Here is a 25,851-nt window from a genome sequence, read left to right as displayed (position 1 = left end):
GGGGGGGGGGCCACCCGCCCCCACCCCCCCCGCACCCCCCCCACCGCTCCCGCCGTACCGACTGGAGGACCCCTGTGGAGCGTCTCGCACCGCACCCGCACCCGCTCGACCCGATGGCGAGCGACCCGCACGCGCCCGACCCGCACGCGCCCGAGCTGGACGCGCCCCACCCGCTGGTGCTCGACCCGACCGGCCGTGCCCGGGAGGCCGAGACCGCCGAGCTGTCCGCCCGCGGCCCGGCTGCACCGGTCGACATCCTGGGCGTCCGGGCCTGGTCGGTGTCCGACCCCGTGCTGCTGGAGGAACTGCTCAAGGACCCCCGGGTCTCCAAGGACGGCCGGCAGCACTGGCCCGCGTTCGACGAGGCGGTGCGGACCTGGCCGCTGGCCCTGTGGGTGAGCGTGCGCAACATGTTCAACGCGCACGGCGCCGACCACCGGCGGCTGCGCCGCCTGGTGAGCAACGCCTTCACGCCCCGCCAGGTCACCGCGATGACCTCGCGCATCGAGGCGCTGACCGACGGCCTGCTGGCCGACCTCGCCGAGAGCGCCCCCGGCGAGGTGGTGGACCTGCGCGACCGCTTCGCCCATCCGCTGCCGATCCGGGTCATCTCCCAGCTGCTCGGCCTTCCGTACGAGGTGACCGAGGGCTTCCGGGAGGTCGTCGACAAGGTGTTCGCCACCACCCTCACCCCCGAGGAGTCGGCGGCCAACGCGGCGGCGTTCCAGACCCTGCTGGAGGAGCTGATCGCCGACAAGCGCCGCGTGCCGGGCGACGACATGACCTCCCTGCTGATCGCCGCCCGCGACACCGAGTCCGACGCCGGCTGCGCCGCACTGAGCGAGGAGGAACTGCGCGACACCCTGCTGCTGATCGTCACGGCCGGCTACGAGACCACCGTCAACCTGATCGACAACGGGATCACCGACCTCCTCTCCCACCCCGGCCAGCTCGCCCTGGTACGCGCGGGCGAGGCCGGCTGGGACGACGTGGTGGAGGAGTCGCTGCGCCGGGACGCCCCGCTCGCCCACCTGCCGCTGCGCTTCGCGGTGGAGGACATCGAGCTGCCCGGCGGGGTGACCGTGCGACGCGGGGAGCCGATCCTCGGCGGCTACGCGGCCGCGGGGCGCCACCCGGTGCGGTACGGGGACGGTGGCGCCGCGTTCGACGTCACCCGGCCGGTCAAGGACCACCTCGCCTTCGGCCACGGTCCGCACTTCTGCCTCGGCGCGCCGCTGGCCCGTCTGGAGGGGCGCATCGCGTTGAGCCGGCTGTTCGCGCGGTTCCCCGACCTCGCGTTCGCCCCGGACGCCCGGCTGGAGCCGGTCGACTCGCTGATCTCCAACGGGCACCGCGCGCTGCCGGTGCTGCTCGGTGCCGCCCGGTGACGGGGCCGCGGTCCGGTGAGGAGGCCGCGGTCCGTCACCCCGCCGGCTCCTTCCCGGGCCCGGTCCGGCCGGCCACCGCGTCCCGGGTGGTGGCCTCCGCCAGCCGGTCGAAGGTGCGGCCGAGGACCGCCCGGCGTTCCTCCTTGAAGGCCGGGGAGGGCTCCAGATCGTCGATGCTCCGCTCCCAGGCGGCCATGAACGCGCTCTTCCACTGCGCGATCACCCCGGCGTCCGGCAGGTCCTGGGCGCCGTAGCCGGCCCGGACGAGGGTGTGCAGCAGCTCCAGGTTGCACGGCACGGCGACGCCCCAGTACTCGTCGGCCTCCAGCTCGACGGGATCGCCCGCCATCGCCTCGGCGACCTCGGCGACGAGCCGGCCGACGACGGCCGACAGGTGGTCCAGGGCCGTGTCGCTCTCGAAGTTCCCGCTGCCCCACGTACCCACACGATCTCCTTCGCCCGGTGTCGCTGTCTGTCCCGGTCATCAAAGCAGACCGCAGCCGTGGCTCCCGCCGCTGAACGGGCACCGCCGCCGAGGCCGGAGCGGTCGACCCGGAGGCCTCGGCCGGCAGCCCGCCGTGATCTTCGAGGGGGGACGCGCCGGGAGCCCGACCGGTCGAACGGGCGCCGGGAAACGTGCGCGGTGTTGGGCCGATCGGAGGTCAGGCGTCCGTCGTTCGGCGCGGCGCCCCGGTGGGCGGGCTAGGTTCGGGGGCGTGACCGGCAATGACGCGGTCCTGGCGCTGATGGTCCTCACGGCGCTGGGCTTCGACTTCACCAACGGCTTCCACGACACCGGCAACGCGATGGCCACCTCGATCGTCACCGGGGCCCTGCCGCCGCGGGTCGCGGTCGCCGTCTCGGCAGTGCTGAACCTGGTCGGCGCGTTCCTGTCGACCGCCGTCGCGGCGACCATCGCCAACGGCCTGGTCTCCAGCGGGGCGGTCACCCTGACCGTGGTCTGCGCCGGTCTGACCGGCAGCATCCTGTGGAACCTCGCCACCTGGTACCTCGGCATCCCCTCCAGCTCCTCGCATGCGCTGATCGGCGGGGTGATCGGGGCGACGATGGCGGCGGCCGGCTCCTCGGCCGTCAAGTGGCAGGGCCTGGTCTCCAAGGTGATCGTGCCGGCCGCGCTGTCGCCGTTCATCGCCGGCCTGGTGGCCGTGGTCGGCACCTGGCTGATCGGCCGCATCACCCGGGAGGTGTCCGAAGGCCCGCGCGAGCACGGGTTCCGGCTGGGCCAGATCGGCTCGGCGTCCATGGTGTCGCTCGCCCACGGCACCAATGACGCCCAGAAGACCATGGGCGTCATCACCCTCGCCCTGATCGCCAACGGCACCCTGGCGCCCGGGGCGAAGGCCCCCGACTGGGTGATCGTCTCCTGTGCGCTGGCGATCGCCCTGGGCACCTACGCCGGCGGCTGGCGGGTGATCCGCGCCCTGGGCAAGGGGCTGGTGGAGATCGCGCCGCCGCAGGGGATGGCCGCCGAGTCGGCGTCGGCCGCCGTGATCCTCTGCTCGACGGACTTCGGCTACTCGCTGTCCACCACCCACGTGGCCACCGGATCGATCCTGGGCTCGGGGGTCGGCTGGAAGGGCGCCGAGGTGCGCTGGCAGCTCGCCCGCCGGATGGTGACGGCCTGGCTGTTCACCCTGCCGGCCGCCGCCCTGGTCGGCGCGGCGGCCTACTGGGTCGCCAACGGGATCGGCGGGACGGCCGGGGTGGTCGTGGTCTTCACCGTGCTGGTGCTGGCGTCGACCGCCTTCTTCGTCGCCTCCCGCCACCCGGCCGTGACCCCGGAGAACGTCAACGCCGCGTGGACCGGCTCGGTGGTCCCGGACCCCGCCGAGGTCGCGGTCGCGCCCAAGGACGAGGTGGGCTCGTGAACTCCTGGATCAACCTGGACGCGGTCTGGCGCATCGTCGTGGTGGGCCTGCTCACCGGCGCCGGCCTGCCCGCACTCTTCGCCCTCGGCCTGCGCCTGCTCAACCCACCCGGCCCCGCCACCGGCCCCGCAGCCGCACACCCCACCGCCGGCCCGGCCCGCCAGGCCCTGGCGGGCCTGCTCTTCGCGGTGGTGCTCGCGTCGATCGGCTGGGGCATCTCCGTCATCGTCGGCCACAGCTGACACCCGGTCCGCTCCGCCTGCGGTGATGACTTCTTGTGGCTCCCGGACGTTAACTGACAGGATCTCAGGTCGTGCACCTCCCGGACGGTGCGGATCGGACATCGGCCGGGGCGGCGCGGAGAGGGAGACGGGATGGCACGGGTGAACCTGCGAGCCGCGTTCATGAGCGGCCTGTCGTCCACCGTCACGGCGCAACAGGTCTTCACCAACCGCGTCGACGAGGTGGCCGCCTTCAACCGGTCGGTGGAGAGCCTGTGCCGGACGCTGGACGAGGCCGAGGTCTCGCCGGTCGTGGACCGCGGGCAGGGCCGGCGCAATGTTCTGACGCTCTACGGGGTCGGCGGCATAGGCAAGACGACGCTCTCCCAGGAGCTGGAGCGCCGGCTGCTCGCCGATGCGGCCGCCGAGGGGCGCGACGACGTCGTGGCGGTCCGGGTCGACCTCTCCGAGGACGGTGCCTGCGACATCGAGAACCTGCTCATGCGCCTGCGGGCCGGCCTCGGACAGCTGGGCAGCAGGTGGCAGGCCTTCGACCTGGCACTCGCCTCGTACTGGGTCCGCGCGCACCCCGGCGAGACGCTCCAGGACTTCCTGGACTCGTCGCCGGCGCTGCGCCGCGCCTCCCGCAGCGTCGGACTCGGCGACCAGATCGCCGAGAGCGTGCGGCAGGTCGACCCGGCGGGGCTCGGCGGCCTGGCCGGGCTGGCGCACCGCGCGGCCCTGGCCACCTACCGGGCCGTGCGCGACCGGGTGCGCGAGGGGCGTCTGCTCGCCCACTGCGAGCTGTTCGCCGAACTGGTCGAGGCCGAGGCCGACTACGAGACGCTGTCGTACTTCCCGTACCTGCTGGCCTGGGACCTCGACCACCTGCCCCGACGGGGCAGGCCGGCCCGGCGGCCGACGGTGTGCGTCTTCCTCGACACCTTCGAGGTGGTCAACGGCCGCGCCGACCGGACGGTGGAGCGGCTGATCCAGCGCTGTGTCTACCTGATGCCCAACGTGCTGTTCGTGATCACGGGCCGCAACCGCATCGACTGGGCGGACGCGGCCGTCGGCGGTGAGCTGGACTTCACCGGTCCCCAGTGCTGGCCCCATCTGCACTTCAGCAACGACACCGTCGAGCCGCGGCAGCACCTGGTCGGCTACCTCTCGGAATCCGACGCCGACAGCTACCTCCGGGAGGCGCTCGTCCGCGACCGCGAGCCCGCCATGGCGGAGGAGGTCCGCCGTCGCATCATCGCCGGCGGCCAGGGCCTGCCCCTGTACCTGGACCTGTCGGTGTCGCACTTCGCGGCGCTCCTGGCCCGGGGCGGGCAGCCGTCCGCCACGGACTTCGGCGGCTCGTTCACGGCGGTGGCCACCCGCTCGATCCGGGACCTGCCCCGGGAGGAACGCGACCTGGTCCGTACCGCGGCGCTCACCGACCGCGTCGGGGCCGAGCTCCTGCGGGCCGGCCAACCCGGCGTCCCGGACGGCAGCGTGGCCCGGTTCCTGCGCCGGCCGTTCCTGATGCACGACGACGCCTACGCCTTGCCGTACTCCCTGCACGCGGCGCTTCGCCACGCCATCGTCGAGGCGGACCGGACCCTCCCGGACGGCTGGTCCGACCGTGACCGCACCGAGGTCGCGGCCCGGCTGCTCGCCTGGCTGGGCGAGCGGCTCGGGCCGTCCGCCGGGCGGGTCGCCGCCGCCAACGCCCTCGAATCGGCCCTCAGGCTCGCCGCCACGTACGGGGTCTTCGAGGACTGGATGGCCCGCGCCACGCAGCGCCTCGTCGAGGCCGGGCAGTGGTCGGACCTGGGCGCCGGGCTCACCGTCGAACGGGCCGCGACTCCGGAGTGCCGAGCCCTGATCGCCGCCATACGGGGCGTTCAGCTGCGCCGAACCGGCCGGGCGGCGGAGGCCGTCGAACTGCTCTCCGGCGCGGGCGAGGGCGTCCGGCGGGGCAGTGCGACGGCGCAGCTGGTGCAGATCCACCTCGCCCACGCGCTGCGCAACCACGGTGACTACACCGCGGCGGCGGAGATCTACCGCGTCCTGGTGGGAGGCGAGTTCGACGCGGCGGCCCGCTACTGGCTCTGCGACTTCGAGTACCTCAACGGGCGTTTCGGCGCGGCGCTCGGCCCGCTGCGCGAGCAGCGCAGCCACGGGCCCGAGGCCGAGGGCGAACGGCTCCGGCTGATCGGGCACATCTGGCGGGTGAACGCCCGCTTCGACGAAGCCACCGCCTCGTACACGGAGGCGATCGACCTCGCCCGGCGCGAGGGGCTGGCCGCCGCGGAGGCGAAGGCGCTGGCCAACCTGGCGCAGACCGCCTGCTGGTCCGGCGCCGCGGAACCGCTCTCGGACGCGGCGTCCCGGGCGCGGGACCTGCTCGACCTGGTGCCCAACCCGGTCGAGCTGGTCAAGATCCGTTCCGCCGAGGCGGTCGCGCTGGCGGTGGCCGGTGACGCCGGGGCCGCCGCGGAGGCCGTCGAAGGCACCCGGCGGCTGGCGGACGGCATCGGTTACCGCGGCGGCCACAATCTGGCCGACGTGGCCCAGATCCTGCTCGGGGTGCTCGGCGGCGACCACGACGGAGCCCGTCGCACACGGGCCGAGCTCGAAGCGCGCACCCGCAGGTCGGGCGGCAACACCTACTGGGTGCCGATCGTGACGAGCTGGATCGACGGTGTCCCGACGGCGGTGGGGCACGACCCGGGGATCGAGTGGGTCGACGGCCCGGCCGCGTCGTTGGGCCGGTGGGCCGAGGTGGCTGTGCGACGATCGACGGACACCGGGCCCGGGGTGGGCCGTGACGGGCGAGGGGACGAGGCTTCATGACCGACCGGGCGGGCGTCGGGCCGGTGCGTGTCGGCCTGGTCGGGGTCGGCGTCATCGCCGGGACCCACCTGGCCGTGCTCGCCGAACGGCAGGACGTGGAACTGGACTTCACGGCCGACCCGAGGTCGGTGGAGCCGGTGGTGTTCCGGGGCGCCACGCCGCCCCACTACGGCAGCCTCGCCGAGGCGCTCGACGTGCACCGACCGGACCTGGTCGTGCTCGCGACCCCGACGGAGACCCACGCCGAACTGGCCGCCCTGGCCCTCACCCGGTCGAAGGCCCGGATCCTGGTGGAGAAGCCGCTCGTGCACGATCTCGCCTCCCTCGCCGGGCTGCGCGACCCGGACGGCGGGGCGGGGGCCCAGGAGCGCCTGTTCACGGCCCACCACTTCGCGTTCTCGCCCGAGGTCGACTGGGCGTCCGACCTGCTCGCCGCACACCCGGAATGGGGCCCGGTCACGGCCATCACCTCGGCGTTCTACGACCCCTACGTCCTGCGCGGACCCGAGGCCTTCGCCACGTACGTGTCCAGCTGGACGGACTCGGGGGTGAACCAGCTCAGCATGCTCACCCGCTTCGTGGACCTCACCGGACCCGCGTCCGCCCGGCAGTCCGACGGTGGCGCGAGCGCGTGGTGCACGGTGGCTTTCCGTTCCCGCGGCGAGGCCGGGACGGCCCGGCTGCGCAGCAGTTGGCTGACCGGCTCCAGCAGCAAGGAGAGCAGCCTGGTGCTCGGCCGCTCCGGTGTGGAGATCTGGATCGACCACACCGCCATGACCGGATTCGCCGCCCGGGAGGGGGAGTTGCTGGCCGCCTTCGGCAACGACGGCCGGACGGCGCGGAAGGTCGCCCACTACCGCCCGCTCTACGCCAGCCTGCTCTCCGGCCGGCCCGACGCGGTGCTCGGATTCGACGCCGCGGCGACGATCACCGCGATCCATCTCGGGAGCCCCGGGGCACGGTAGTCGCATCGCAGGCCCGCGATCGCGAGCGGAGGGATCACGGCTCGACGGTGAGGTCGTGGACGAGGGTGCTGCTCGGTTGGGGGAGTTCGCCGTACTCGGGGTCGTCGCCGGCGACGGGGAGTTGGTGGATGACGGCGGCGAGGCGTGGGGGCAGGCGCACGTCGAGGCCGTGGTGGCAGCGGGCGAGGATGTCGGTGAGGACTCCGGCGGGCAGCAGGGTGCGGGTGGAGCCGAGGACGCGTTGGGGGGTGCGGGGTTTGGTGGCCAGGGCTTCGGCCTGCTGGCGCCAGACCTCGGCGTCCAGGAACTCGCCGAGGCTGCGGTGCAGCAGGCTGAGGAAGGACGCGGAGGTGTAGGAGCCGCCGCCGGCCGCGAACTGCCACCAGAACTGGGCGCCGTCGCGGTGGCCGGCGACGTGGAGGAGGGCGCCGAGGACGAGGGCGCCCTCGGGGTGGATCCGGTCGCCGTCGACGAGCAGGGCCAGGGAGTCCGCGGCGGAGGGCATCGCGAGGACCAGGGAGACGGCGAGGTCGAGTTCGTGGGCGGCCTGCTGGTGGTCGGAGGACGCCGGGCTCGGGGCGGTCAGCAGCCGGTCCCAGGACACGCCGGCGCCGCCGGGCTGCGGGCGCGGGGCGCGGGTGGGGTGCAGGGCGCTGTCGGGTTCGGTGGTCACCGGCCCTCTCCCCTCCGGCCGCCGAGCGAGGCGGCCAGACGGTCGAGGGCCTGGCCCACGGTCGAGCGCACGCCGGCCTGGGTCGTGCCCAGGTAGTCGGCGATCCGGTCGTCCGGCAGGCCGAGCAGGTAGCGCAGCACGATCACGTCGTGACGCCGTTCGGAGAGCCGTCGCAGCGCGGCGTAGAGCTGTTCGTCGCTGCCTTCGGTGTCCGTCAGGTGCTGCGCCCGCTCGGCGGCGGTGCGCACCGCGCGGACCCAGGCCGGGACGCTCGTCTGCGTCGGCAGCGGCTCGCCGTTCATCATCATGCCCGCCAAGGAGGCCCCGATCTCTTCCTTGAGAATCGCCCAAGCGTGGAACGGGGGGATCTTCTCACGCAGGATGCGCGTCCACCCCTCCCACACGCGGACCTTCGCGAGTTCCACCACCGCGTGGGCGACGGCTTCGTCCCGCAGGCGCGCGCGGGCGAACCCGAGCCAGGCCTTCCCGTGCGTGTCGCAGAACGCGTCGAACGTCAGGCGGTCCCGGTCCCCGACCACCCAGTCGCTCTCGTTCACGTTCCATCCTCCCCCGCGGCGTCCTGGTCGGCCGCCGCCCGGTGCGGGCCGCCGGCCGCGGGGCACCCGCGGCCGTACGGCGGTCACAGCGGGAACGCGCGTCCCCGGGAGGAAGATTAAGGCGTATTAGGTGCCGAGATGTTAAGGCGGGGCAAAGGGTTTGAAGGTCAGACAGAACGCGCGCCGGACGGTGACAGAAATCTGATCGAACATGGTCGGAACGGGTCGTCGTGTGATCGAATTCAGCCGTCCTCCTGTGCGGTCCCGCCGCCGTGGGTCGTGGCCCTTGATTGGGTGTTCGGGCCTGTGGGCATAGTGATCGGGCCGCGCCAGGGGGCGGCGCCAGCGACGATCCAGCCAGCAGGGGGCAGCACATGACGGACGGCACCGCCAGGAACGGCGAGGTGGAGGTCGAACTCGACATCCACCTGGCGCACTCGGCGCGGATGTACGACTACTACCTCGGCGGCACGACGAACTTCCCCGCCGACCGGGAGGCCGCCGGGCGGGCCCTGGCGGTCTTCCCCTTCGCCCGGACCGCCGCGCGGGCCAACCGCGCGTTCATGCGCCGCTCGACGCGGTGGCTCGCCGAGGCCGGCATCCGGCAGTTCCTGGACATCGGCACCGGGATCCCCACCTCGCCGAACCTGCACGAGGTCGCGCAGTCGGTCGCACCGGACGCCAAGGTCGTCTACGCCGACAACGACCCGATCGTGCTGCTGCACGCCCAGGCGCTGCTGCGCGGCACCGAACAGGGCGTCACCGCCTACGTCCAGGCCGATGTGCGCGAGCCCGGCGACCTCCTGGAGGCGGCCCGCGCCGTGCTGGACTTCAGCCGGCCGATAGCGCTCAGCATGAACGCGCTGATGCACTTCGTGCCCTTCGACGCCCACCGGATCACCGAGGGGCTCAAGGCGGAACTGCCCAGCGGTTCCGCGCTGGTGATCAGCCACGTCACCCCGGACTTCGCGCCCGGGGAGACCGCCCGCCTCATCCAGGTCTACACCGCGGCCGGAACCCCGGTCGCCGCCTGTACCCGCGAGGAGTTCGCGCGGTTCTTCACCGGCTGGGACCTCCTGGAGCCGGGCGTCGTCGCCACCACGCGCTGGCGCCCGGACCCGGACGACACCGAGTCCATCAGCGACGCGGAGGCCTCCTGCTACGGGGCGGTCGCCCTCCGCCCCTGAACGGTGCGCGGGGAACGGAGCGCGGGGGAGCGGGGGGAGCGGACGGGAGGGGAAGGGGGACGGACCGCAGGCGCACCGGCCCCGCGGCGAGGGACGCGGGGCCGGTGCGCCGGGGTCAGACCACGGTGAGGGGTCAGACCACGGTGAGCAGGGTTCCCTCGTACGCCAGCCACTGCGAGTAGGCGTGCAGCCCCTTCGCCGGCGCGGTGGCCGGCGCCCAGCCGGGCGGGCGCGAGCCGTCCGCGAACTCCGGTGCGACGGCGGGGAGGTCGACGTCCGACGGGCCGTGCAGGACCGGCACCGGGCGGACGGCGGCGTGCACGGCGTTCGCCAACGCGCCGAGCGTCGTGGGCTTCTCGTCGGCGACGGTCAGGGTGCGCGCCGCCGGTCGGGTGCGGATCACCGTCAGGACGGCGTCGGCCAGGTCGTCCACGTAGACGGGGTGCACCTCGGCCTCGGGGCTGCCCTGGACGGTCACCGGCAGGCTGCGCAGGGCGTCCCACACCATGCGCCCGATGAGGGTGTCGCGGGAGCAGCCGGGGCCGTAGACCTCGCCCACGGCCAGGGTGTACGGGCGCGGGTCGTCGGGCAGTTGGATCCTCAGCTCCCGGGCCGGTCCGCCCTCGCGCAGCCCGGTCAGGTCGAGGACGGCCTCGGGGAGCCCGTCGCCGTCCGCGCCCGCAGGGCCGGTCAGGTCGGTGAGCCGGCGCACCAGGTGCTCGCCGAGCGGTGAGGCGCCGCCGCGCACGGTGAGGCCGCCGGGGCGGTGGGCCCGGCGGGTGCCGGTCCGCCCGGTGGCCGCACCGTGCGCGGCGGCCTCGTGCCCGGCGGCCAGCGCCCGCCGCGCCGCGTCCGCCAGGACCTCGCGGCGTTCGGCGATCCGCTCCTCGGTGCTGGTGTTGCTGATGCCGCCGGACCCGATCGTCGCGATCGCCTCGGCGTACACCTCGGGCCGCACCGCCGGTGCCGAGCCGTCGGGGTCCAGCCCGAGGCGGGCGGCCTCGTGGCCCATGGCGAGGGCGGTCAGCCAGGTGCCCCGGACGTCGGGCGCGTCCGCCTGCGGCCCGGTGGGCGGCACGAGCAGCGTGCGGGGCAGCTCCAGGCCGCGCAGGTACTGCTCGCAGTCCATGTGCAGCCAGCGTTCGGGGCCCGGGCCGTCGACCCGCACCGCGCAGCGCGCGACGCCGTACTTGAAGAACGGCAGGACCCTCAGGCCGGTCAGCCGCCGGTCCTCGTCGCCGGCCCGGTCGTCGGGCAGGAAGCAGACCGAACGGCGCGGCCCCCGGAAGGCGTTGCCCGAGATCGAGCCGTGGTCCTGGTGTTCGGCGAGATTGGGGACGGAGACGTAGCGGGGAACGCCGAGGTCGGTCAGGTAGCGGTGCATCAGGATGTCGTCGGGCCAGCCGCCGAGGCGCTCGCGGCCGTAGCGGACGAAGCCCTCGGCGACGGTTCGGGGAAGTACGATCGCGACGCACGGGAAGTACTCGTTGACCGCGCCGACCCAGCGGGCGCCGGCCATCGCACCGAATCGGATCGCGGCCCCGTTGCGGGAGTCCCACAATGCGAACAGCGCCAATGCCGCGTCCGGCATCGCGGCGACCGCCTGGTCGACCCGCTCGAAGAACGATTCGGACAACAGCATGTCGTCCTGGACCACCAGTTGGTGGGTGGCGCCGTCCTCGATGGAATCCCACGCGGCGAGCGCCGTGCGCAGCACCGACGGGGTGCCGGTCGGGTCCGGGTCCATGACGACGCGCAGGGCGCCCGGAGGTGCGGCCTGGGCCATCCGCTCGGCGGCGTGCCGGCGCTTGGGGTGGGTCATGACCGCCCCGCTGAGCTGATGGCGCGTCACGTCGTTTCCCTCTTTCTGTTGGGGTGTGGGGGACTTGATGGCACTCGTGTCGTAATCTGCTACTGCGGGTGCCATCGATTCCGGACAGTACGGATCGAGCCCGGGGCTGGCAAGAGTGCCGAATTCACACTGGTGTCACGGTTGGTGGCCAAAGGATGCTGGACTGGCACACCACCTTCTGTGTGAAGCGAGTGGCTGTGCGTGAGCGCGTATTTCGAGAGTTCGCCGTCTTCACGGAGGGAACCCCTTATGTCCGCTGGATCGCATGCACCGATGAACGAGACCGGAACCGGCGGCGGTGAGAGCGTCGAGGCCCGGTTGGAGAAACTGCGTGATGCCCGCATCGTGGTGACGGGAGGCGGCGGCCTGGTGGGCAGCCGGCTCACCGCCCTGCTGGTCCGCGCCGGCGCCGAGGTGTCCGTCCTGGACCGGATGGACGCCTACCCCGGGGACGTCCACACGATCTTCGGGGTCGAGAAGACCGGGGCCAGGCTCGTCGTCGGCGACATCTGCGACCGGGAGGTGGTCGCCGGACTGCTCCGGGACGCCGACTACGTGGTCCACGCCGCCGCCTACGCGGACGTGGCCGCCTGTACCCGCAACCCCGACATCGCCTTCCGGGCCAATGTGCAGGGCACCCAGGTCATCCTGGAGGAGGTGGCCCGGACGGGTGTGCGCCGCCTGGTGCTGGTCTCCTCCGCGTCCGTGTACGGCGACGGCCCCACCGACTCGCCCGGTCCGCACATGTTCCACGAGGACCAGGCGCTGTTCCCGCTGTCCGTCTACGCGAACGGCAAGCTGTGGGCGGAGCACCAGACCCGGCTGATGCTCGGGGCCGCGTCGGGGGCCGAGTACGCGATCGTGCGGTACTTCTCGGTCTACGGCGAGCCGCAGGTCCCGAAGCCGGGCAGCCACTCCTGGATGGTGCCGTGGCTGTCCCTGCAGGCCAAGCTGGGCCGTCCGATGCGCCTGAACGGCGGCGGCGTCCAGGTGCGCGACATGATCCACGTCCAGGACGTGGCCGAGGCGACGGCGCTCGCGCTGGTCGAGGAGGGGATGGCCGGCCGGACGGTGAACGTGGGGACCGGGCGTCCGACCGCGGTCCGGGACGTCGCGGACCTGCTGATGCCCTACTTCCCCGACGCGCAGCGGATCGTCACCCCGCGCCCCGAGGGCGACCCGCTCGGCGGGTACGCCGACACGGAGCGGTCCCGGGAGCTGCTGCGCTGGCAGGCCCGGATCGACGTCGCGGAGGGCGTCGACCGCTATGTGCGGTGGCTGGAGAGCACGCCCGAGGCGGTGCCGCGCTGGCTCACCGAGGACGGCGCGTGACAGTCTGCGACCTCGTGGACGTCCGCCGCGGGGCGGACGCCGAGGGAGGTGGTGCGCGCATGGGCTACGTCGGGTCCTACGTCTGGTCGCTGCGTCAGAAGGTGGGCGGCAGACGGCTGCTGGTCCCGGGGGCGCAGGTCCTGCTGATCGACGGGGAGGGCCGCGTGCTGTTCCAGCAGCGGGCCGACAACGGTCTGTGGGAGCTGCCCGCGGGTGCCTGCGAGGAGGACGGCGGCTTCGCCGACGCCGCCGTCCGGGAGCTGGCGGAGGAGACCGGGCTGCGGGTCGACAAGGAGGACCTGGTCGCCTTCGGCTCGCTGTCCGACCCGGCCGTGCACACCGTGACCTACCCGAACGGGGACGTCAACCACTGCTTCGCGCTGTGCTTCGCGGCCCGGCGCTGGTCCGGGGAGCTCTCCCCGGGGGCGGACGAGGTGGTCCGGGCGCGGTTCCGGCCGCTCGACGATCCGCCGGAGCCGCTGCACCCGCCCACGCGGGTCGTACTGGAGATGTACCGCGCGTTCCTCACGGACGGGAGGTTCCGGGCAAGGTGAACGAAGAGCAAGTGATCCGGGTGGCGGTGCCGTGCCGGGCGTGTCTGTCGGGGGAGGACCTGGACTGGCTGGGCGACGGCCGCTCGGTCAGCCTGGCCCTGGACCTGCCGACCACGGTCGAGGTGGTGCCCGCCGGAACGCCCGGGGCGCGGCCGCCGGCCGAGGACGGCTGGCCGGAGCAGGTGTGGGCGTTCCTGGGCGAGCGGCTCCCCGACGTGCACGGCCCTGCGCCGGCCGTGCGCGTCGGCAGCGAGGCGCCCTCCGCGAGCGGCCTGTCCTCCTCCACGGCGCTGATCGTGGCGCTGTTCCGGGCGTTCGCCCGGGTGGCCGGGACGCCGGACGGCGTGCCGGTGCCGGACGCCTCGGTGGTCCAGTGGGCGTACGAGTTCGAGTTCGCCCGGTTCAACGGCGGCGGCATGGACCACCTGGCCGTCGCCGAGGGCGGGGCGCTGCTGATCGAGGGCCGGGAGCGCGGACTGCCGCTCGTCCGGGAACGGCTGGAGCTCCCGGACGACTGGGGGGTGGTCGTGGTGGACTCGGGCACCCGGAAGAACACCGCCGACCACATCCGCACGGTGCGGGCGCAGCTGGCGGCCGGTGATCCGGCCCTCGCGGCGTACCGGGCCGAGGCCGACCGGGCCTCGGAGGCCGCCTGGGCGGCGCTGCGCGGGCACGACCACGAGGCCCTGGGGGCGGCGATGAGCCGGGCGCACGTGGCGATGCGCGACTTCCAGGGCATGTCGACCCCGCTCCTGGAGGAGCTGCGGACGCTGGCGCTGCACGCCGCCGGCCTGCCGCTGAAGCTCAGCGGGGCCGGCGGCGGCGGTTCGCTGGTCGGCGTGTGCCCGTCGGCCGAGCTGCCCGCCGTGGTGGCGCGGCTGGCCGACGCCCTGCGCGGCCCCTTCCCCGGGGCACGCGTGATCCCCGCCCGGGCGGCTCCGGGGAGCCGGAGTGCCCGGACGGGGGAGCGGGTCGGCGTCAGCGCCGACTGACGGTCACAGGAACGGGTCGTAGTCCTCCCCCGGGGGGACTGCGCCCGTTCCCTGTCCTATCAGCTCCAGCTCCAGGTTGGAGCGGTGCCGCGCGCAGTGGAAGCGGCAGTCGCGGCTCGGGTCGACGATGCCGCGGTCCGAGGTCTTCCAGATGTCGGCCAGGCTGTCGGTGACGGCGTCGCCGATCCGGGCCAGCGGGTTGCCCCGGTGGTAGGAGCAGATGTACACCCCGGACGGGGTGACCAGGGTGCGCAGTTCGGCGACCGCGCAGCGGTGGTAGTCCTTGGGCTGGACCGGCCCGGTGTGCCGGCGCAGCGAGGTGAGCGTCGAGGAGTTGATGAGCTGGAAGGTGTCGCTCTCCAGCCGCGCGGCCTGCGCGAGCTGGTCGTCGACCGAGTCGAGGATCTCCTGGGAGACCTGGATGACGTGGTGGTCGTCGTCGAACATCGCCTTGGTCTCGAAGTAGTCGCAGCCGATGTCGTGGGCGAGTTCGGCGGCCTGCAGGACCTCCGTGTGGTTGCTGACGAGCCGGCCGTCCGGCTCCTGGCGGGTCATGACGAGGAAGGAGTAGCCGAGCGCGCCGGTCTTCGCCCCGGCGAGCAGCCGCATGTTCGCGACGACCTTGTCGAAGACGCTGCGGCCCTTGCGGTCGGGGCGGAAGAGGCCGTACGTGCCGGAGGTGCCGGCGTCCATGGAGACGCGGACCCAGGAGGCGTAGGTGGCCAGTTCGTCGAGGTTCTTGTCGATCATGGTGCCGTTGGTGACGACCCCGACGGCGATGCCGGCCCCGCCGAGGATGCGCAGGACCTGGCGGGTGCCCCGGTGGGCGAGCGGTTCGCCGCCCCCGATGAGGACCACCGCCCGGACGGACATGGAGACCAGCTCCTCCGCGAGCGCGGCCAGCCGCTCGGGGGTGAACCGGCCCTGGTTGAGCAGCTTGCCGCTGATGCACTCGGGGCAGGCGAGGTCGCAGAAGGTCGTCGGGTCGAGGTCCACGACGAGCGGGGCGTCGGAGGCGGCCCCTTCGGCCGCCTGAAGGATGCGGGGCCAGCCGGAGGGCTGGTAGAGCTTGGAGACGAGATCGAGACGGTCGTGCGTCACGGAGTCCTCCTGTGGACGTGAACGGGGTGCGACCGGGGCAGGGTGTTCGTCGTGAGGGGTCAGCCCTTGACCGCCCCGGCCGCGAGGCCGGAGGCGATCCTGCGCTGGATGACGAGGAAGAAGACCACGACGGGCAGGGCGGTGAGCGTGGCTCCCGCCATCAGGCCGCCGTAGTCGGTCCCGCGGCTGGTCGTGAAGGAGACCAGCCAGATGCTGACGGTCTGCTTCTCGGGAGTGGACAACAGGATGTAGACGAGGACGTACTCGTTCCAGGCCTGGACGAGTGCGAAGACCGAGGTGGCCACGATGCCGGGGGCGAGCAGCGGGAGCACGACCCGGCGGAACGCGCCGAGGCGGCCGCAGCCGTCGACCATGGCCGCCTCCTCCAGCTCCACCGGGACCCCGTCGATGAACCCGCGCAGCATCCACACCGTGAACGGCAGGGTGAACACCAGGTAGGTGAGGATCACCCCGCTGAGGCTGTCGGTCAGCCCGGCGTCGTTCAGCAGCAGGTACAGCGGGATGATCAGGGCCGTCAGCGGCACCATCTGGACGACGAGGATCACCACGACGAAGGCCTTGCGGCCCGTGAAGCGGAACCGGGAGAGGGCGAACGCGGCCAGCGTGCCGACGATCAGCGACACCACGACGGTGCCGACGCCGATGACGACGCTGGAGCGGACGTTGTCCCAGAAGAGCTCCGACCCCAGGGCCCGGGAGAAGTTGTCCCAGGAGGGGCGGCCCGGCCAGAACTTCGGCGGCATGCTCAGGATCTCGGAGGCCGGCCGGAAGGCGGTGAGCACCATCCAGTAGATGGGGAAGCCGATCACCGCGGCGACGAGCAGCCCGAGGAGGTCGCGGCCGAGCGACCGTTGACGCCTCATTCGAGCTCTCCCGTCCTGAGCATCTGACGCAGGTAGACGACCGATCCGGCGAGCAGCAGCACGACGGTCACGAGCGCGATCGCGGCTCCGGTGCTGTACCGGTTGACCGCGAAGGACTCGATGAAGGAGTACACGCCGAGAAGGTAGTACTCCCGCTCGGGCTGGCCGCCGCGCATCAGCCAGATCTGGTTGAAGACCCCGAAGTTCCAGATGGCGTTCAGCGTGGTGACCATGAGCAGCACCGGTCTGATCACCGGGAGGGTGACGTGCCGGAAGACCTGGAACGGCCGGGCGCCGTCCAGGATCGCGGACTCCTCCAGTTCGTGCGGGACCTGCGCCAGCGCGGCCCGCAGCGTGATGGCGGCGAACGGCAGCGAGCCCCACACCACCACCGCGACGATCACGGTGAAACCCTGCCAGGGGTCGATGAACCAGTTGTGGTGGGTCATGTCGACCCCCGGCAGTTTGGACAGCACCCAGTTCGTGACGCCGTAGTCGGTGTCGAACAGCCAGCGGAAGATCGACGCCGCGACCATCGCGGGCATCGCCCACACGGTGACCAGCACCCCGGCCATGACGGCGCGCACCCAGGGGGAGACCCGGTGCATCAGCTGCGCCGTGAACAGCCCGAGGGCCACGGTGACCACCACGGTCACCGCGGTGAAGAGCACCGTGCGGCCCACCACCGTCCAGAAGAAGCCGTCCCCGAGGATCTTGGTGAACTGGTCGAGCCCGGCCCACGGCGGCGCCTCGCCGCTGAAGAGCTGCTCACGGGTCATGTCCTGGAAGGAGAGCACGACCATGTCCACCAGCGGGTAGCCGAGGACCAGGACGAGCGCCAGGACGGTGGGGGCGATCAGCAGGTACGGCAGCAGCGGGCGACGCCGCTGCTGCCGGCGCCGGTCAGCGCTCATTGATCACTTCGTTGATCCGCTGGTCGGCCTCACGCGCGGCCTCCTCGACGGACTGCTTGTTGTTGGCGATGCGCTCCAGCATCTCGGGCAGGATGTTGGACTTCTCCACCGACGTCCAGCCGGGCGCGAACGGCGTCATCCAGCCCCCGGTGGCCGCGGCCTGGGCCGCCGGGCCGTTGATGCCGCCCGCCGCGACCTCGGCCAGCTGGACGGTGTTGTTGGGCAGGGTGTCCACCTCGATCAGGGTCTTCTGCGACTGCGTGTCGGTGAACATCTTGATCCAGTCGGAGGCCAGGTCCTTGCGGTTCGACTTGGCCGGCACCGCCAGGGTGGAACCGCCGAGGAACGGCGGCAGGAGGTTGCCGGACGGGCCGGGGAAGGGGAAGGTGCCGAACTTGTCCTTCAGCTTCGGGTCGCCGCCGGAGCGCTCGTCGGTGGCCATGGCGGACTCCCAGGTGTTGCCGTAGAAGACGCCCACCCGGCCCTGGCCGACCACGGCCGGCTGGTCGGAGTTGTCCTTGGCCCGGTCACCGACGTAGTAGGTGTCGATCAGCCGCTTCCACTCGGTGAGCCCGGCCACGGACTTGGGGGAGGCCAGCGAGCTCTTCCACTTGTCGCCCTCCTTCACGGCGATCTCGCCGCCGGCGTCCTTCACGAAGGCCATGGCGGCGTACCAGTAGCGGCCGGGCATGTAGAGCGCCGAGTAGTTGGGGTCCTCGGGGCCCAGGGTGGCCTTCAGCTTGTCGAGCGCGGAGAGCAGCTCGGGGTAGGTCTTCGGGGCTCCGGCGACACCCGCGCGGGCGAACTGGTCGGTGCGGTAGATGCCGATCCGGGCCCCGACGTAGTACGGCACGCAGTAGGTCTTGCCGTTGGCACGACAGGCGTCGGCGAGCGCCGGCAGCCACTCGGCCGAGTGGTCGAAGCGCGCCGGGTCCACCGGGGCGAAGGCGTTGTTGACGATGTAGTTGGTGGTCTCGCTGTTGCCCATCTCGACCACGTCGGGAACGTTCTTCCCGGCGAGGACGGCGTCCAGCTTCTGGTTCTTGGTCGTCCACTGCTGGTACTGGACATCGACCTGCACCCCGGGGTGGGCCTGGGTGAACCGGTCATTGGTGGACTGGACCAATTGCGGCCAACTCTCCTGCGCGTCCACCGCCAGCCACACCGTCAGTTTGCCGCCCTCATCGCCTCCGCCACCCGACCCGGAGCTGCAGCCGGTGGCGGCGAGGGACAGGAGAAACGTGAGCACAAGGGGGCGATAGGACATGCGAATGGCCATGAGGTCTCCAAGTTCGCTATGGGGGTACCCATCTGATTACCCGTCTGATCGCCAAGACTCGCAGAGGTCCAGACATTCGGCCGGAAGATGACGTTCAGTGTCCCGCATAGAGATCAACCCTTGACGCCTCCCGGGCGGTACCCGCAGGTTAGGCCTCTGCACCCACGTGATCCCGATACGAAGGGCCTGTTACGTGTCCGAGCAGACGACTTCCCCCGAAGAGACCCCCGACGCCGCCGCCCGACCGATCCGGGTCAACGCCTGGAACGGCTGGGACCCGCTGCGCCACGTGATCGTCGGACGCGCCGAGGGCACCGTGGTCCAGGCCCCCGAGCCCGCGGTGCGCCGGGACTACCCCGAGGACGGCTTCCCCCTGGGCACCTTCGGCCCGATGCCCGAGGACATGGTGGCCGAGGCGGAGGAGCAGCTCGACAACTTCGCCGGGATGCTGACCCGCCGCGGCATCCGGGTGGACCGCCCCACCCCGATCGACTTCAACCAGAAGGTGTCCACGCCCGAGTGGAGCCAGGACTCCATGTTCGGCTGCATGCCGCCCCGCGACCTGCTGCTGACCGTCGGCAACGAGGTCCTGGAAGCGACCATGTCCTACCGCAGCCGCTGGCACGAGTACCTCGCCTACCGGCCCCTGCTGCAGAACCTGTTCGACTCCGACGAGCACATGCGCTGGGAGGCCGCACCCAAGCCGCGGCTCACCGACGCCTCCTACAACACCAAGTTCTGGGACACCTACAACGACCTGCCGACCGAGGAGCAGCTGGCCCGGGTCCGCGACTACGACCTGGTGCTGACCGAGGCCGAGCCGCTGTTCGACGCCGCCGACGTCGCCCGCTTCGGCAAGGACCTCTTCGTCCAGCTGTCCTTCGTCACCAACCGCAGCGGCTACCAGTGGCTCAAGCGCCACTTCCCCGACCACCGGGTGCACGCGGTCACCTCCACCAACACCCACCCGCTGCACATCGACGCGACCTGGGTGCCGCTGCGCCCCGGCCTGGTGCTGCACTGCGGCGAGCGCCTGGCGGACGCCGAGCTGATGGAGTTCTTCCGGCTCAACGACTGGGAGATCATCGAGGCGGTGCAGCCGGCGAGTTGGGACCACCCGCCGAAGCTGTCGTTCTGCAGCCCGTGGCTCGCCGGGAACATGCTGAACATCGACGAGAACACCCTGTGCATCGAGGAGAAGGAGGTCCGGCTCTCGGAGCAGCTGTCCTCCTACGGCTTCGAGATCGTGCCGGTGCCGTTCCGGGCGGTCGGGCCGTTCGGCGGCGGGCTGCACTGTGCGACCGTCGACATCGAACGGGAAGGCACGCTGCAGGACTACTTCCCGCGCCGGCACGGCCGGTACTGAGGCCGGGCCGGTGCCGTCCGTGCCTCCGGTTCCCGCCCGGCCCGTCGTGCCGCCCGGGGCGTCTCCGGACGCGCCGCCGCAGGTCCGCGCCGTCGTCTTCGACTTCTACGGGACGCTGGCGCGGATGGTCGAGCCGCTGCCGCCCGAACACCGTGCGATCTTCGACCGCCGGGGCCTGTCCGCCCAGGGCGCCCGCTGGGGCGACCAGTGGACGGTGGGCCCCGCCGAGGGCGAGCATCACGCGGCCCACTCGGTCAGCCAATCCGCCTACCACCATTGGGAGTTGGACCGGCTCCGGCGCAGGGCCCGCGGTTGTGGGGTGCCGGAGCGGGAACTGGAGGGACTGGTCGGGGAGCTCGACCGCGCCATGAAGGCCGTCCGGCTGGAGCTCTTCGAGGACACCCGCCGTGTCCTCGGGGAGCTCCGCGCCCGGGGGCTGCTGGTCGGCATCTGCTCCAACTGGTTCTGGAACCTGGAGGACTGCCTGGAGGAGGTCGGCCTCGGCGGGGCGGCCGACGTCGTGGTGGGCTCCGCCCGGGCGGGCGCGCGCAAGCCGCATCCGCTGATCTACCGGGTGCTGCTGGAGCGGTGCGCCCTGCCGGCCCGGCAGGTGCTGTTCGTCGGCGACATGTGGGCGCCCGATGTGCTCGGCCCGGTCGGGGCCGGGATGCGGGCCGTTCACCTGTGCCGGCCCGACCCGGCGGTGCTCGGCTCCGAGCCGCCCCTGCCGGACGGGGCGGCCCGGATCCGCGGGCTGGACGAGTTGCTCAGTCTCGTGCCGAGCGGTGCCGCAGCCGGTCCAGCAGGTTGCGGGTGACCCGGACGACGCCGGCGTCCTGGTCGTTCCCGCAGACCACCGGCCAGTCGGTGGTGCCCGCGGAGAACACGGTGCCGCCGGCGGTGTAGACGCCCATGGTCGCGGCCCGGGGGCTGGTGATGCCGGCCTCCCGGGCCGGACCGTTCCAGTGGCTCCACTTGAAGTCGTGGAAGTCCTCGTGGACCGGTTCGAGCACGTGGATGCCCAGGATGAGGAAGGAGTCCGGGGTGCCGTCCTCGCCGGTGGCGCGGGCGACGCCGTGCTCGTCCCGGGCGTAGGCGGCGCCGTCGCACTCGTACCCGATCAGCGTGGTGCCCGCGCCGAGCCGGTCGGGCTCACCGCCGTCGGAGCCGTCGCGCAGCCCGGTGCCGGCGAAGACCCAGTGGTCGGCGTGCTGCACGGTGTACCCCTCGCGCGGACGGTCCCCGGGCCACCCCCCGGCGCTCGCCCACATGCCGCCGTTGCGGAAACTCACGCCGGTGAGGGAGTTCTCCGGGCGGCCCACGCCGTTCGGCGGCTCCGGCCACCACTGGTCGGTCGCCGGAAGGTGCGGATACGCGTCCCCGACGTGGTGGTCGGTGTCCGAGACGAAAGCGGTGTTCCGGTCGGTCGGATGAATGCGCCACCAACAGGTGTTGGCGCTCAGGAAAGCGATGTTCCCGCCGCCCCGGACGAATCGCTCGGCCTGGTCGCGCATCGCCTCGCTCCAGTATTCGTCATGGCCGACGCTGAGCAGCAGATCGTACGACGACAGCAGCTCCGGATCCTCGTGCAGATCGAGATCCGTGCAGAATTCCACCGGGTAGCCGTTGCGCTCCAGCCAGGCGATGAAAGGGGCGTCCCAGTAGGCCAGGTCGATGATTCCGCCGGGCCGGTGCAGGCTCACTTTGTGCCCGGGGGGATCGCCGTCCGGCAGGTACACCGGGTGGTCGTAGAGGCTGACGGCGCGTTCCTCGCCCGGGCGGTCGGAGCGGTTGTAGGCGTGCCGGGTGTACGTCGACTTCTTGTAGAGGATGCGCGAGCCGCTGCCGGCCCGCCGGGGCCGTACGACGAAGAACTCGCGGGCGGGGCCCTCGATGCTCGCGGCGTCCAGCAGCGGCGGGTCCTCGCCGTCCTCGACGAACTGGACCAGGTGCATGCCGGGCGTCCAGTGCTCCGGCACGGGCACGGTCAGCGGCGGCCAGTCCCAGTCGTGGGCGGGCGAGACCCGGCCGGGCACGCCGTCGGGGTGCGGGGGCGCCGGGTGCCGCGACCCCGGGTACGGGCCGCTCTCCGCGAGCAGTTCCACGCCCTCGCCCAGCCGGTAGAACCTCAGCCGGAACCGCGCGGCGTCGGTGGAGACGTGGACGGTCAGCTCCTCCCCGGGGACGACGCTTTCCCTGCCGAGATATCCCTCTGTCATTCCGCCTCCCAGCAGAGCGAGCGGCCGGTGAATAGGTGTCCGGCGGCTTCGGCCCGCCATCGTAGGCGGTGCCGGGAATTCCCGGCAATCGGTGCCGTGGAACCGGACATTCAGCGCCGCCTTTCGGACAGCGAAGCGGACCGGGAGAATCCTCTACGGCCCGGCCGGGTAACCGGAATTCAGCCGGGCCGGCCCGGCTGTCGCAAATCCTTCGGCTCAGGCCAGGAACGAGGCTTCGCATGAGCAATGAATTCCGGGTGAGGGAACTCGTCCTCGGAATCGAGGGCCTGGCGCTGCTGCGCCACGCCATGGACGGGGACGAGAAGTTCCTCAAGGAACGCGTCGAGGACATCCGGCGCTTCGTGGCCGGTGACGCCGAGCTGCCGGCCGGGGGCACCGACGTCAGCGAGCTGGGCCTGTCCGAGGGCTACGCGTCCTGGTCGACGATCTACGACTCGCTGCCCAACTCGTTCATCGAGGTCGAGGAGCCCGTGCTGCACGGGATCGTCGACACCCTCCCCGTGGGCACCGCCCTGGACGCCGCCTGCGGCACCGGGCGCCAGGCCGGCGCGCTGGTCGCGCGGGGACACCGCACCATCGGCGTGGACCAGTCGCCCGAGATGCTGGCCAAGGCCGCTGAGCACGCCCCGCAGGCCGAGTTCCGCACCGGGCGCCTGGAGAGCCTGCCGCTCGACGACGACTCGGTCGACCTGGCCGTCTGCTCGCTGGCCATGACCCATCTGCCGGACCTCGCGGCAGGCGTGGCCGAGCTGGCCCGGGTGGTCCGCCCGGGCGGGCGGATCCTGGTCTCGGACCTGCACCCGTTCGTCATCGCCCTCCAGGGGCAGTGCGTCTTCGTGCACGGCTCCGACCAGCTCGCGTTCGTGCGCAACCACGTCCATCTGCCCGGGGCGTACCTGGAGGCGTTCACGTCGGCCGGGCTGCGGGTCCGGGCCTGTCACGAGCCGCTCTTCAACGGCCGCCTGGCACCCGGGGGTTACGAGGAGTTCATCGCGGACGCGGCCCGCGCGGCCTGGGACGGGCTGCCGATCGTCATCGTCTGGGACGTCGAAGTCCCGGCCTAGGAACACGAGAAGAGAAGAGGAGGACGACGAGATGGCCCTGGTCGTGGTGACCCACGCGGAGAAGCCCGAACTGTGGGACCGCATGCCGGAACGGTTCGCCGGCATCGTGCCCGAGTACAACCTGCACGGCGACGTCAACGACGGCTACTGGGACCGGCTGTTCGCGGACTTCCCGGAGTGCCAGTTCGTCCTGTACGACGACGAGCGCGAGGAGGTGGCGGGCGCCGGCCGCTCGCTGCCGCGCACCTGGGACGGCACCGGGGCCGACCTCGGCCCCGGGCTGGACGACTCGATCGCCCGGGCCTTCGCGGACCGCGAGGCGGGCCGGACCCCCGGCGCCCTGTGCGCGCTGGGCATCGAGGTCGCGGAGGACTACCAGCGCCGGGGCCTGTCCAGCCTGCTCCTCGGCGGGATGCGCGAGGTCGCGCGGCGGGCCGGCCTGTCGACGGTGCTGGTGCCCGTGCGGCCCACCTGGAAGGACCGCTACCCGCTGGTGCCGATCGAGCGCTACGCGGCCTGGCGGCGTGAGGACGGGGCTCCGTTCGACCCGTGGATCCGTACCCAGGTGGGCGCCGGCGGCGCGATCGCCGGCGCCTCCGAGCGTTCCTCGCGGATCACCGGCACGGTGGCCGAATGGGAGCGCTGGACCGGCCTCGCCTACCCGGAGGACGGCGACTACGTCTTCCCGGCGGGCCTGTCCACCCTGCGGATCGAGCGCGAGCGGGACCTCGGCTCCTACTGGGAGCCCGCGGTGTGGATCACCCACCCGGTCACCCCGGACGTCACCGGGTAGGTCACGCCGGAGGTCACCGGGTGGGCCGCGCCGGCGGCCACCCGGTGGGTCGCCCGGGGGCCGCCGTCCGGGTCACGCGGGGGGCCACTTCTCCCCGGCCCTGACGGCGGTCCAGGCGAAGGCCGACATCAGCCGCACCTCGTCCGGCCCGGCCTCCGGGCGGCGCTCCGGCGGAAGGCCGGCGGGACCGGCGGTGGACACCGCCGCGTCCCGCAGCCGGGCGAGGACGGCCGGCGGTACGTCGCCGGGGCCGTCGCCCAGCCGGCGGGCGGCCTCGGCCGCCTGCCGGCCGAGCAGCAGGCAGTGGATCCACAGCTCCTCGGCGAAGTCGCGGCCGAACCGCCCGGCCACCTGCGCCGCCAGGTCCTCCGGCATGCCCTCGGCCACCGCGTCGAGCACCGCGCGCTCCGTGAGGCCGGTCGCCGGCAGGGCGTCGCGCCACCGGTGGTGGCCGCGCCCGCCGTCCGCGCCGTGCTCCTGGCCGACCAGCCGGATGTAGCCCTCGCCGTAGCGCATGTACGGGATCCAGCCCGGCTCCTCCAGGACGCGCCCGTGCTCCAGGAGCGGTTCGGCGTCGGCGGCGTCGGTGGGGCAGACGGCGAGCCGGATCCCCTGGGTGGCGTGGCCGTTGATGCTGCTGGTGCCGATGTGCTCCACCACGTTGGGCACGGCGATCAGGGCCATCCGCCCGCGGGCGCGGAAGAAGACGGAGAAGAGCTCGTCGTCGTGGCGCTCGGCGCTGCCGGTGGCGAACCGGCGGAACTCCTCCGCGGTGCCGAGCGGCAGGCAGACGGCCAGCGACGGCGTGAACTCGTCGGGCACGGCCCGCACCCAGGAGGCGCCGGCGAGCGCGGCGAGCCGGGAGGCGCCGCCGTTGCGCGCGTGCCAGTTGGTGTAGAACACCAGGGCCTCGTCGGGGAACCGGGCGGCCGCGCGGCCGACCAGCGCCACCAGGTTCTCCGGGGCGGACACGTCGTCCTGGACGACGAGGTGGTGGCTCCCGCCGGTCTCCGCCGCCGCCCAGGCCACCAGGGCCGTCCGGAGGGCCGAGGGCGGACCGTCCGGCTCCGGGTCGAGCGCCAGCCCGTCCAGCCCGAGGCGCTCGGCCAGCTCACGGGCCTGGACCAGGCGCACCGGGTGGGTCATGACCGCCGAACTCACGCGCACCGTACGCACCGTGGCTCTCCCTCGCTTCTGGGGTCTCGCGCCATCGTGGCAGGCGCCGCCCCGCCGCCGGAAGGGCGCGGAGTGATCTCGGCCGGTTACCGACGTCGGGCTCAGGGCCAGTGGCGCCCTCTCCAGCGCGCGGCGATGCGCGGCTCGTTCTCCGCCCGGTAGGGGAGGGCGGCGAGCAGCGGCGGAGCCGCGCAGTCGTCCACCGGGTCGACCGGCGGCTGTCGGCGCGGGAAGGCCATCGCGGCGATCGACAACCAGCTCACCAGCACGAACCCGTCCACACACAGGGCGGGGACCAGCGGCATCCCGTCACCGGCGTGCACGGCCGTCACCACACCGGCACCGATCACGGCCGCGATCCCAACGATGAGACCACGTACGGCCCTTCGCATGACTTCTCCACCCTGCAGTCGTGCGGCCGGTGAACCCGGCCGCTCGGGGGCAACAGTGAACGGCACACCAACGCCTGTTGTGACGACGTATTCCGGACAGAATTGGAGTAGACCAATTTTTCCCTGTCGCGGAGCCCCGGAACCTGCGCGCGGCCGGCGCCCGGCGGCCGTTGTCAAGCTCCGTTCGA

Annotated in this window: 24 protein-coding genes; 13 read left to right on the top strand and 11 right to left on the bottom strand. The window is 72.7% G+C overall.

Going from position 1 to position 25,851, the window contains the following annotated elements; translation table 11 throughout:
- Window positions 1-113 precede the first annotated feature (113 nt).
- Window positions 114-1,388 carry a cytochrome P450 gene (locus ACFXAM_RS14230; protein ID WP_380290872.1) on the top strand — a complete coding sequence of 425 codons (1,275 nt, stop codon included), beginning with the start codon at window positions 114-116 and terminating at the stop codon, window positions 1,386-1,388.
- A 34-nt stretch (window positions 1,389-1,422) separates the two neighbouring features.
- Here ACFXAM_RS14230 and ACFXAM_RS14225 read toward each other — a convergent pair whose 3' ends face one another.
- On the bottom strand, window positions 1,423-1,833 hold the full coding sequence (locus ACFXAM_RS14225) for a DUF4259 domain-containing protein (RefSeq protein ID WP_380290866.1): 411 nt from the start codon (window positions 1,831-1,833) through the stop codon (window positions 1,423-1,425).
- Window positions 1,834-2,104: 271 nt separating this feature from the next.
- Between ACFXAM_RS14225 and ACFXAM_RS14220 the strand changes: the two genes are divergently transcribed.
- From ACFXAM_RS14220 to ACFXAM_RS14205, 4 genes are all read left to right on the top strand, one after another.
- On the top strand, window positions 2,105-3,277 hold the full coding sequence (locus ACFXAM_RS14220; protein WP_380290864.1) for an anion permease: 1,173 nt from the start codon (window positions 2,105-2,107) through the stop codon (window positions 3,275-3,277).
- Window positions 3,274-3,519: a hypothetical protein gene (locus ACFXAM_RS14215; protein ID WP_380290862.1), complete on the top strand. Its 246-nt coding sequence runs from the start codon at window positions 3,274-3,276 to the stop codon at window positions 3,517-3,519. Before ACFXAM_RS14220 ends, ACFXAM_RS14215 begins: the two co-directional genes overlap by 4 nt.
- Window positions 3,520-3,651: 132 nt before the next feature.
- Window positions 3,652-6,342 (top strand): tetratricopeptide repeat protein, encoded by a 2,691-nt coding sequence (locus ACFXAM_RS14210; RefSeq protein WP_380290861.1) that lies wholly within the window; start codon window positions 3,652-3,654, stop codon window positions 6,340-6,342.
- Window positions 6,339-7,307, top strand: a complete 969-nt coding sequence (locus ACFXAM_RS14205) for a Gfo/Idh/MocA family oxidoreductase (RefSeq protein ID WP_380290859.1) — start codon at window positions 6,339-6,341, stop codon at window positions 7,305-7,307. Before ACFXAM_RS14210 ends, ACFXAM_RS14205 begins: the two co-directional genes overlap by 4 nt.
- Window positions 7,308-7,341: 34 nt before the next feature.
- On the opposite strand, the gene ACFXAM_RS14200 is transcribed toward ACFXAM_RS14205, so the two are convergent.
- Window positions 7,342-7,980 carry a hypothetical protein gene (locus ACFXAM_RS14200; RefSeq protein ID WP_380290857.1) on the bottom strand — a complete coding sequence of 213 codons (639 nt, stop codon included), beginning with the start codon at window positions 7,978-7,980 and terminating at the stop codon, window positions 7,342-7,344.
- Window positions 7,977-8,537 carry an RNA polymerase sigma factor gene (locus ACFXAM_RS14195; protein WP_380290856.1) on the bottom strand — a complete coding sequence of 187 codons (561 nt, stop codon included), beginning with the start codon at window positions 8,535-8,537 and terminating at the stop codon, window positions 7,977-7,979. The genes ACFXAM_RS14200 and ACFXAM_RS14195 overlap by 4 nt, the downstream gene beginning before the upstream one ends.
- A gap of 374 nt (window positions 8,538-8,911) precedes the next feature.
- Here ACFXAM_RS14195 and ACFXAM_RS14190 point away from each other — a divergent pair, with 374 nt between their 5' ends.
- Window positions 8,912-9,724, top strand: a complete 813-nt coding sequence (locus ACFXAM_RS14190; protein ID WP_380290854.1) for an SAM-dependent methyltransferase — start codon at window positions 8,912-8,914, stop codon at window positions 9,722-9,724.
- Between the two features lie 133 nt (window positions 9,725-9,857).
- On the opposite strand, the gene ACFXAM_RS14185 is transcribed toward ACFXAM_RS14190, so the two are convergent.
- Window positions 9,858-11,576 (bottom strand): NAD-dependent epimerase/dehydratase family protein, encoded by a 1,719-nt coding sequence (locus tag ACFXAM_RS14185; RefSeq protein WP_380290852.1) that lies wholly within the window; start codon window positions 11,574-11,576, stop codon window positions 9,858-9,860.
- A gap of 273 nt (window positions 11,577-11,849) precedes the next feature.
- Between ACFXAM_RS14185 and ACFXAM_RS14180 the strand changes: the two genes are divergently transcribed.
- Genes ACFXAM_RS14180 through ACFXAM_RS14170 form a run of 3 tightly spaced genes read left to right on the top strand, consistent with a single transcriptional unit; the run spans window position 11,850 to window position 14,454 of the window.
- Complete coding sequence (locus ACFXAM_RS14180; RefSeq protein ID WP_380290850.1) at window positions 11,850-12,908, top strand: NAD-dependent epimerase/dehydratase family protein; 1,059 nt, start codon at window positions 11,850-11,852, stop codon at window positions 12,906-12,908.
- The gene (locus ACFXAM_RS14175) at window positions 12,905-13,462 is read left to right on the top strand and encodes an NUDIX domain-containing protein (RefSeq protein WP_380290848.1); all 558 of its coding nucleotides are present in this window, start codon (window positions 12,905-12,907) and stop codon (window positions 13,460-13,462) included. Before ACFXAM_RS14180 ends, ACFXAM_RS14175 begins: the two co-directional genes overlap by 4 nt.
- On the top strand, window positions 13,459-14,454 hold the full coding sequence (locus ACFXAM_RS14170; RefSeq protein WP_380290846.1) for a mevalonate kinase: 996 nt from the start codon (window positions 13,459-13,461) through the stop codon (window positions 14,452-14,454). Before ACFXAM_RS14175 ends, ACFXAM_RS14170 begins: the two co-directional genes overlap by 4 nt.
- Before the next feature lie 3 nt (window positions 14,455-14,457).
- On the opposite strand, the gene ACFXAM_RS14165 is transcribed toward ACFXAM_RS14170, so the two are convergent.
- Genes ACFXAM_RS14165 through ACFXAM_RS14150 form a run of 4 tightly spaced genes read right to left on the bottom strand, consistent with a single transcriptional unit; the run spans window position 14,458 to window position 18,602 of the window.
- Window positions 14,458-15,555: a radical SAM protein gene (locus tag ACFXAM_RS14165; RefSeq protein ID WP_380290844.1), complete on the bottom strand. Its 1,098-nt coding sequence runs from the start codon at window positions 15,553-15,555 to the stop codon at window positions 14,458-14,460.
- Window positions 15,556-15,614: 59 nt separating this feature from the next.
- The gene (locus tag ACFXAM_RS14160; protein WP_380290842.1) at window positions 15,615-16,439 is read right to left on the bottom strand and encodes a carbohydrate ABC transporter permease; all 825 of its coding nucleotides are present in this window, start codon (window positions 16,437-16,439) and stop codon (window positions 15,615-15,617) included.
- On the bottom strand, window positions 16,436-17,353 hold the full coding sequence (locus ACFXAM_RS14155; RefSeq protein WP_380290840.1) for a carbohydrate ABC transporter permease: 918 nt from the start codon (window positions 17,351-17,353) through the stop codon (window positions 16,436-16,438). The genes ACFXAM_RS14160 and ACFXAM_RS14155 overlap by 4 nt, the downstream gene beginning before the upstream one ends.
- Window positions 17,343-18,602, bottom strand: coding sequence for an extracellular solute-binding protein (locus tag ACFXAM_RS14150; RefSeq protein WP_380290838.1), 1,260 nt, complete (start codon window positions 18,600-18,602; stop codon window positions 17,343-17,345). Before ACFXAM_RS14150 ends, ACFXAM_RS14155 begins: the two co-directional genes overlap by 11 nt.
- Window positions 18,603-18,825: 223 nt before the next feature.
- On the opposite strand from ACFXAM_RS14150, the gene ACFXAM_RS14145 reads away from it, so the two are divergent.
- Window positions 18,826-19,998: a serine/threonine protein kinase gene (locus ACFXAM_RS14145; protein WP_380290836.1), complete on the top strand. Its 1,173-nt coding sequence runs from the start codon at window positions 18,826-18,828 to the stop codon at window positions 19,996-19,998.
- Window positions 19,999-20,017: 19 nt separating this feature from the next.
- The gene (locus tag ACFXAM_RS14140; protein ID WP_380290834.1) at window positions 20,018-20,815 is read left to right on the top strand and encodes an HAD family hydrolase; all 798 of its coding nucleotides are present in this window, start codon (window positions 20,018-20,020) and stop codon (window positions 20,813-20,815) included.
- Here the strand turns inward: ACFXAM_RS14140 and ACFXAM_RS14135 are convergent.
- On the bottom strand, window positions 20,766-22,217 hold the full coding sequence (locus ACFXAM_RS14135) for a N,N-dimethylformamidase beta subunit family domain-containing protein (RefSeq protein ID WP_380290832.1): 1,452 nt from the start codon (window positions 22,215-22,217) through the stop codon (window positions 20,766-20,768). The genes ACFXAM_RS14140 and ACFXAM_RS14135 overlap by 50 nt on opposite strands.
- Before the next feature lie 239 nt (window positions 22,218-22,456).
- Here ACFXAM_RS14135 and ACFXAM_RS14130 point away from each other — a divergent pair, with 239 nt between their 5' ends.
- Both ACFXAM_RS14130 and ACFXAM_RS14125 read left to right on the top strand, forming a co-directional pair.
- Window positions 22,457-23,302 (top strand): class I SAM-dependent methyltransferase, encoded by an 846-nt coding sequence (locus ACFXAM_RS14130; protein WP_380290830.1) that lies wholly within the window; start codon window positions 22,457-22,459, stop codon window positions 23,300-23,302.
- 31 nt (window positions 23,303-23,333) lie between these two features.
- On the top strand, window positions 23,334-24,095 hold the full coding sequence (locus ACFXAM_RS14125; protein WP_380290828.1) for a GNAT family N-acetyltransferase: 762 nt from the start codon (window positions 23,334-23,336) through the stop codon (window positions 24,093-24,095).
- 72 nt (window positions 24,096-24,167) lie between these two features.
- Here the strand turns inward: ACFXAM_RS14125 and ACFXAM_RS14120 are convergent, their stop codons facing one another.
- Together ACFXAM_RS14120 and ACFXAM_RS14115 are read right to left on the bottom strand one after the other, a co-directional pair.
- Window positions 24,168-25,271, bottom strand: a complete 1,104-nt coding sequence (locus ACFXAM_RS14120) for a hypothetical protein (protein WP_380290826.1) — start codon at window positions 25,269-25,271, stop codon at window positions 24,168-24,170.
- Window positions 25,272-25,372: 101 nt separating this feature from the next.
- Window positions 25,373-25,621 carry a hypothetical protein gene (locus ACFXAM_RS14115; RefSeq protein ID WP_380290824.1) on the bottom strand — a complete coding sequence of 83 codons (249 nt, stop codon included), beginning with the start codon at window positions 25,619-25,621 and terminating at the stop codon, window positions 25,373-25,375.
- Window positions 25,622-25,851 lie beyond the last annotated feature (230 nt).

It is taken from the genome of Kitasatospora sp. NPDC059462 (assembly GCF_042749955.1).
Lineage (GTDB): Bacteria > Actinomycetota > Actinomycetes > Streptomycetales > Streptomycetaceae > Kitasatospora.
This window is presented reverse-complemented; position numbering and strand designations above follow the sequence as displayed.

Coding starts and splice junctions, on each gene's coding strand:
- ACFXAM_RS14230 (WP_380290872.1), top strand. CDS start 114: ATGGCGAGCGACCCGCACGCGCCCGACCCGCACGCGCCCGAGCTGGAC.
- ACFXAM_RS14210 (WP_380290861.1), top strand. CDS start 3,652: ATGGCACGGGTGAACCTGCGAGCCGCGTTCATGAGCGGCCTGTCGTCC.
- ACFXAM_RS14205 (WP_380290859.1), top strand. CDS start 6,339: ATGACCGACCGGGCGGGCGTCGGGCCGGTGCGTGTCGGCCTGGTCGGG.
- ACFXAM_RS14190 (WP_380290854.1), top strand. CDS start 8,912: ATGACGGACGGCACCGCCAGGAACGGCGAGGTGGAGGTCGAACTCGAC.
- ACFXAM_RS14180 (WP_380290850.1), top strand. CDS start 11,850: ATGAACGAGACCGGAACCGGCGGCGGTGAGAGCGTCGAGGCCCGGTTG.
- ACFXAM_RS14160 (WP_380290842.1), bottom strand. CDS start 16,439: ATGAGGCGTCAACGGTCGCTCGGCCGCGACCTCCTCGGGCTGCTCGTC.
- ACFXAM_RS14155 (WP_380290840.1), bottom strand. CDS start 17,353: ATGAGCGCTGACCGGCGCCGGCAGCAGCGGCGTCGCCCGCTGCTGCCG.
- ACFXAM_RS14135 (WP_380290832.1), bottom strand. CDS start 22,217: ATGACAGAGGGATATCTCGGCAGGGAAAGCGTCGTCCCCGGGGAGGAG.
- ACFXAM_RS14130 (WP_380290830.1), top strand. CDS start 22,457: ATGAGCAATGAATTCCGGGTGAGGGAACTCGTCCTCGGAATCGAGGGC.
- ACFXAM_RS14125 (WP_380290828.1), top strand. CDS start 23,334: ATGGCCCTGGTCGTGGTGACCCACGCGGAGAAGCCCGAACTGTGGGAC.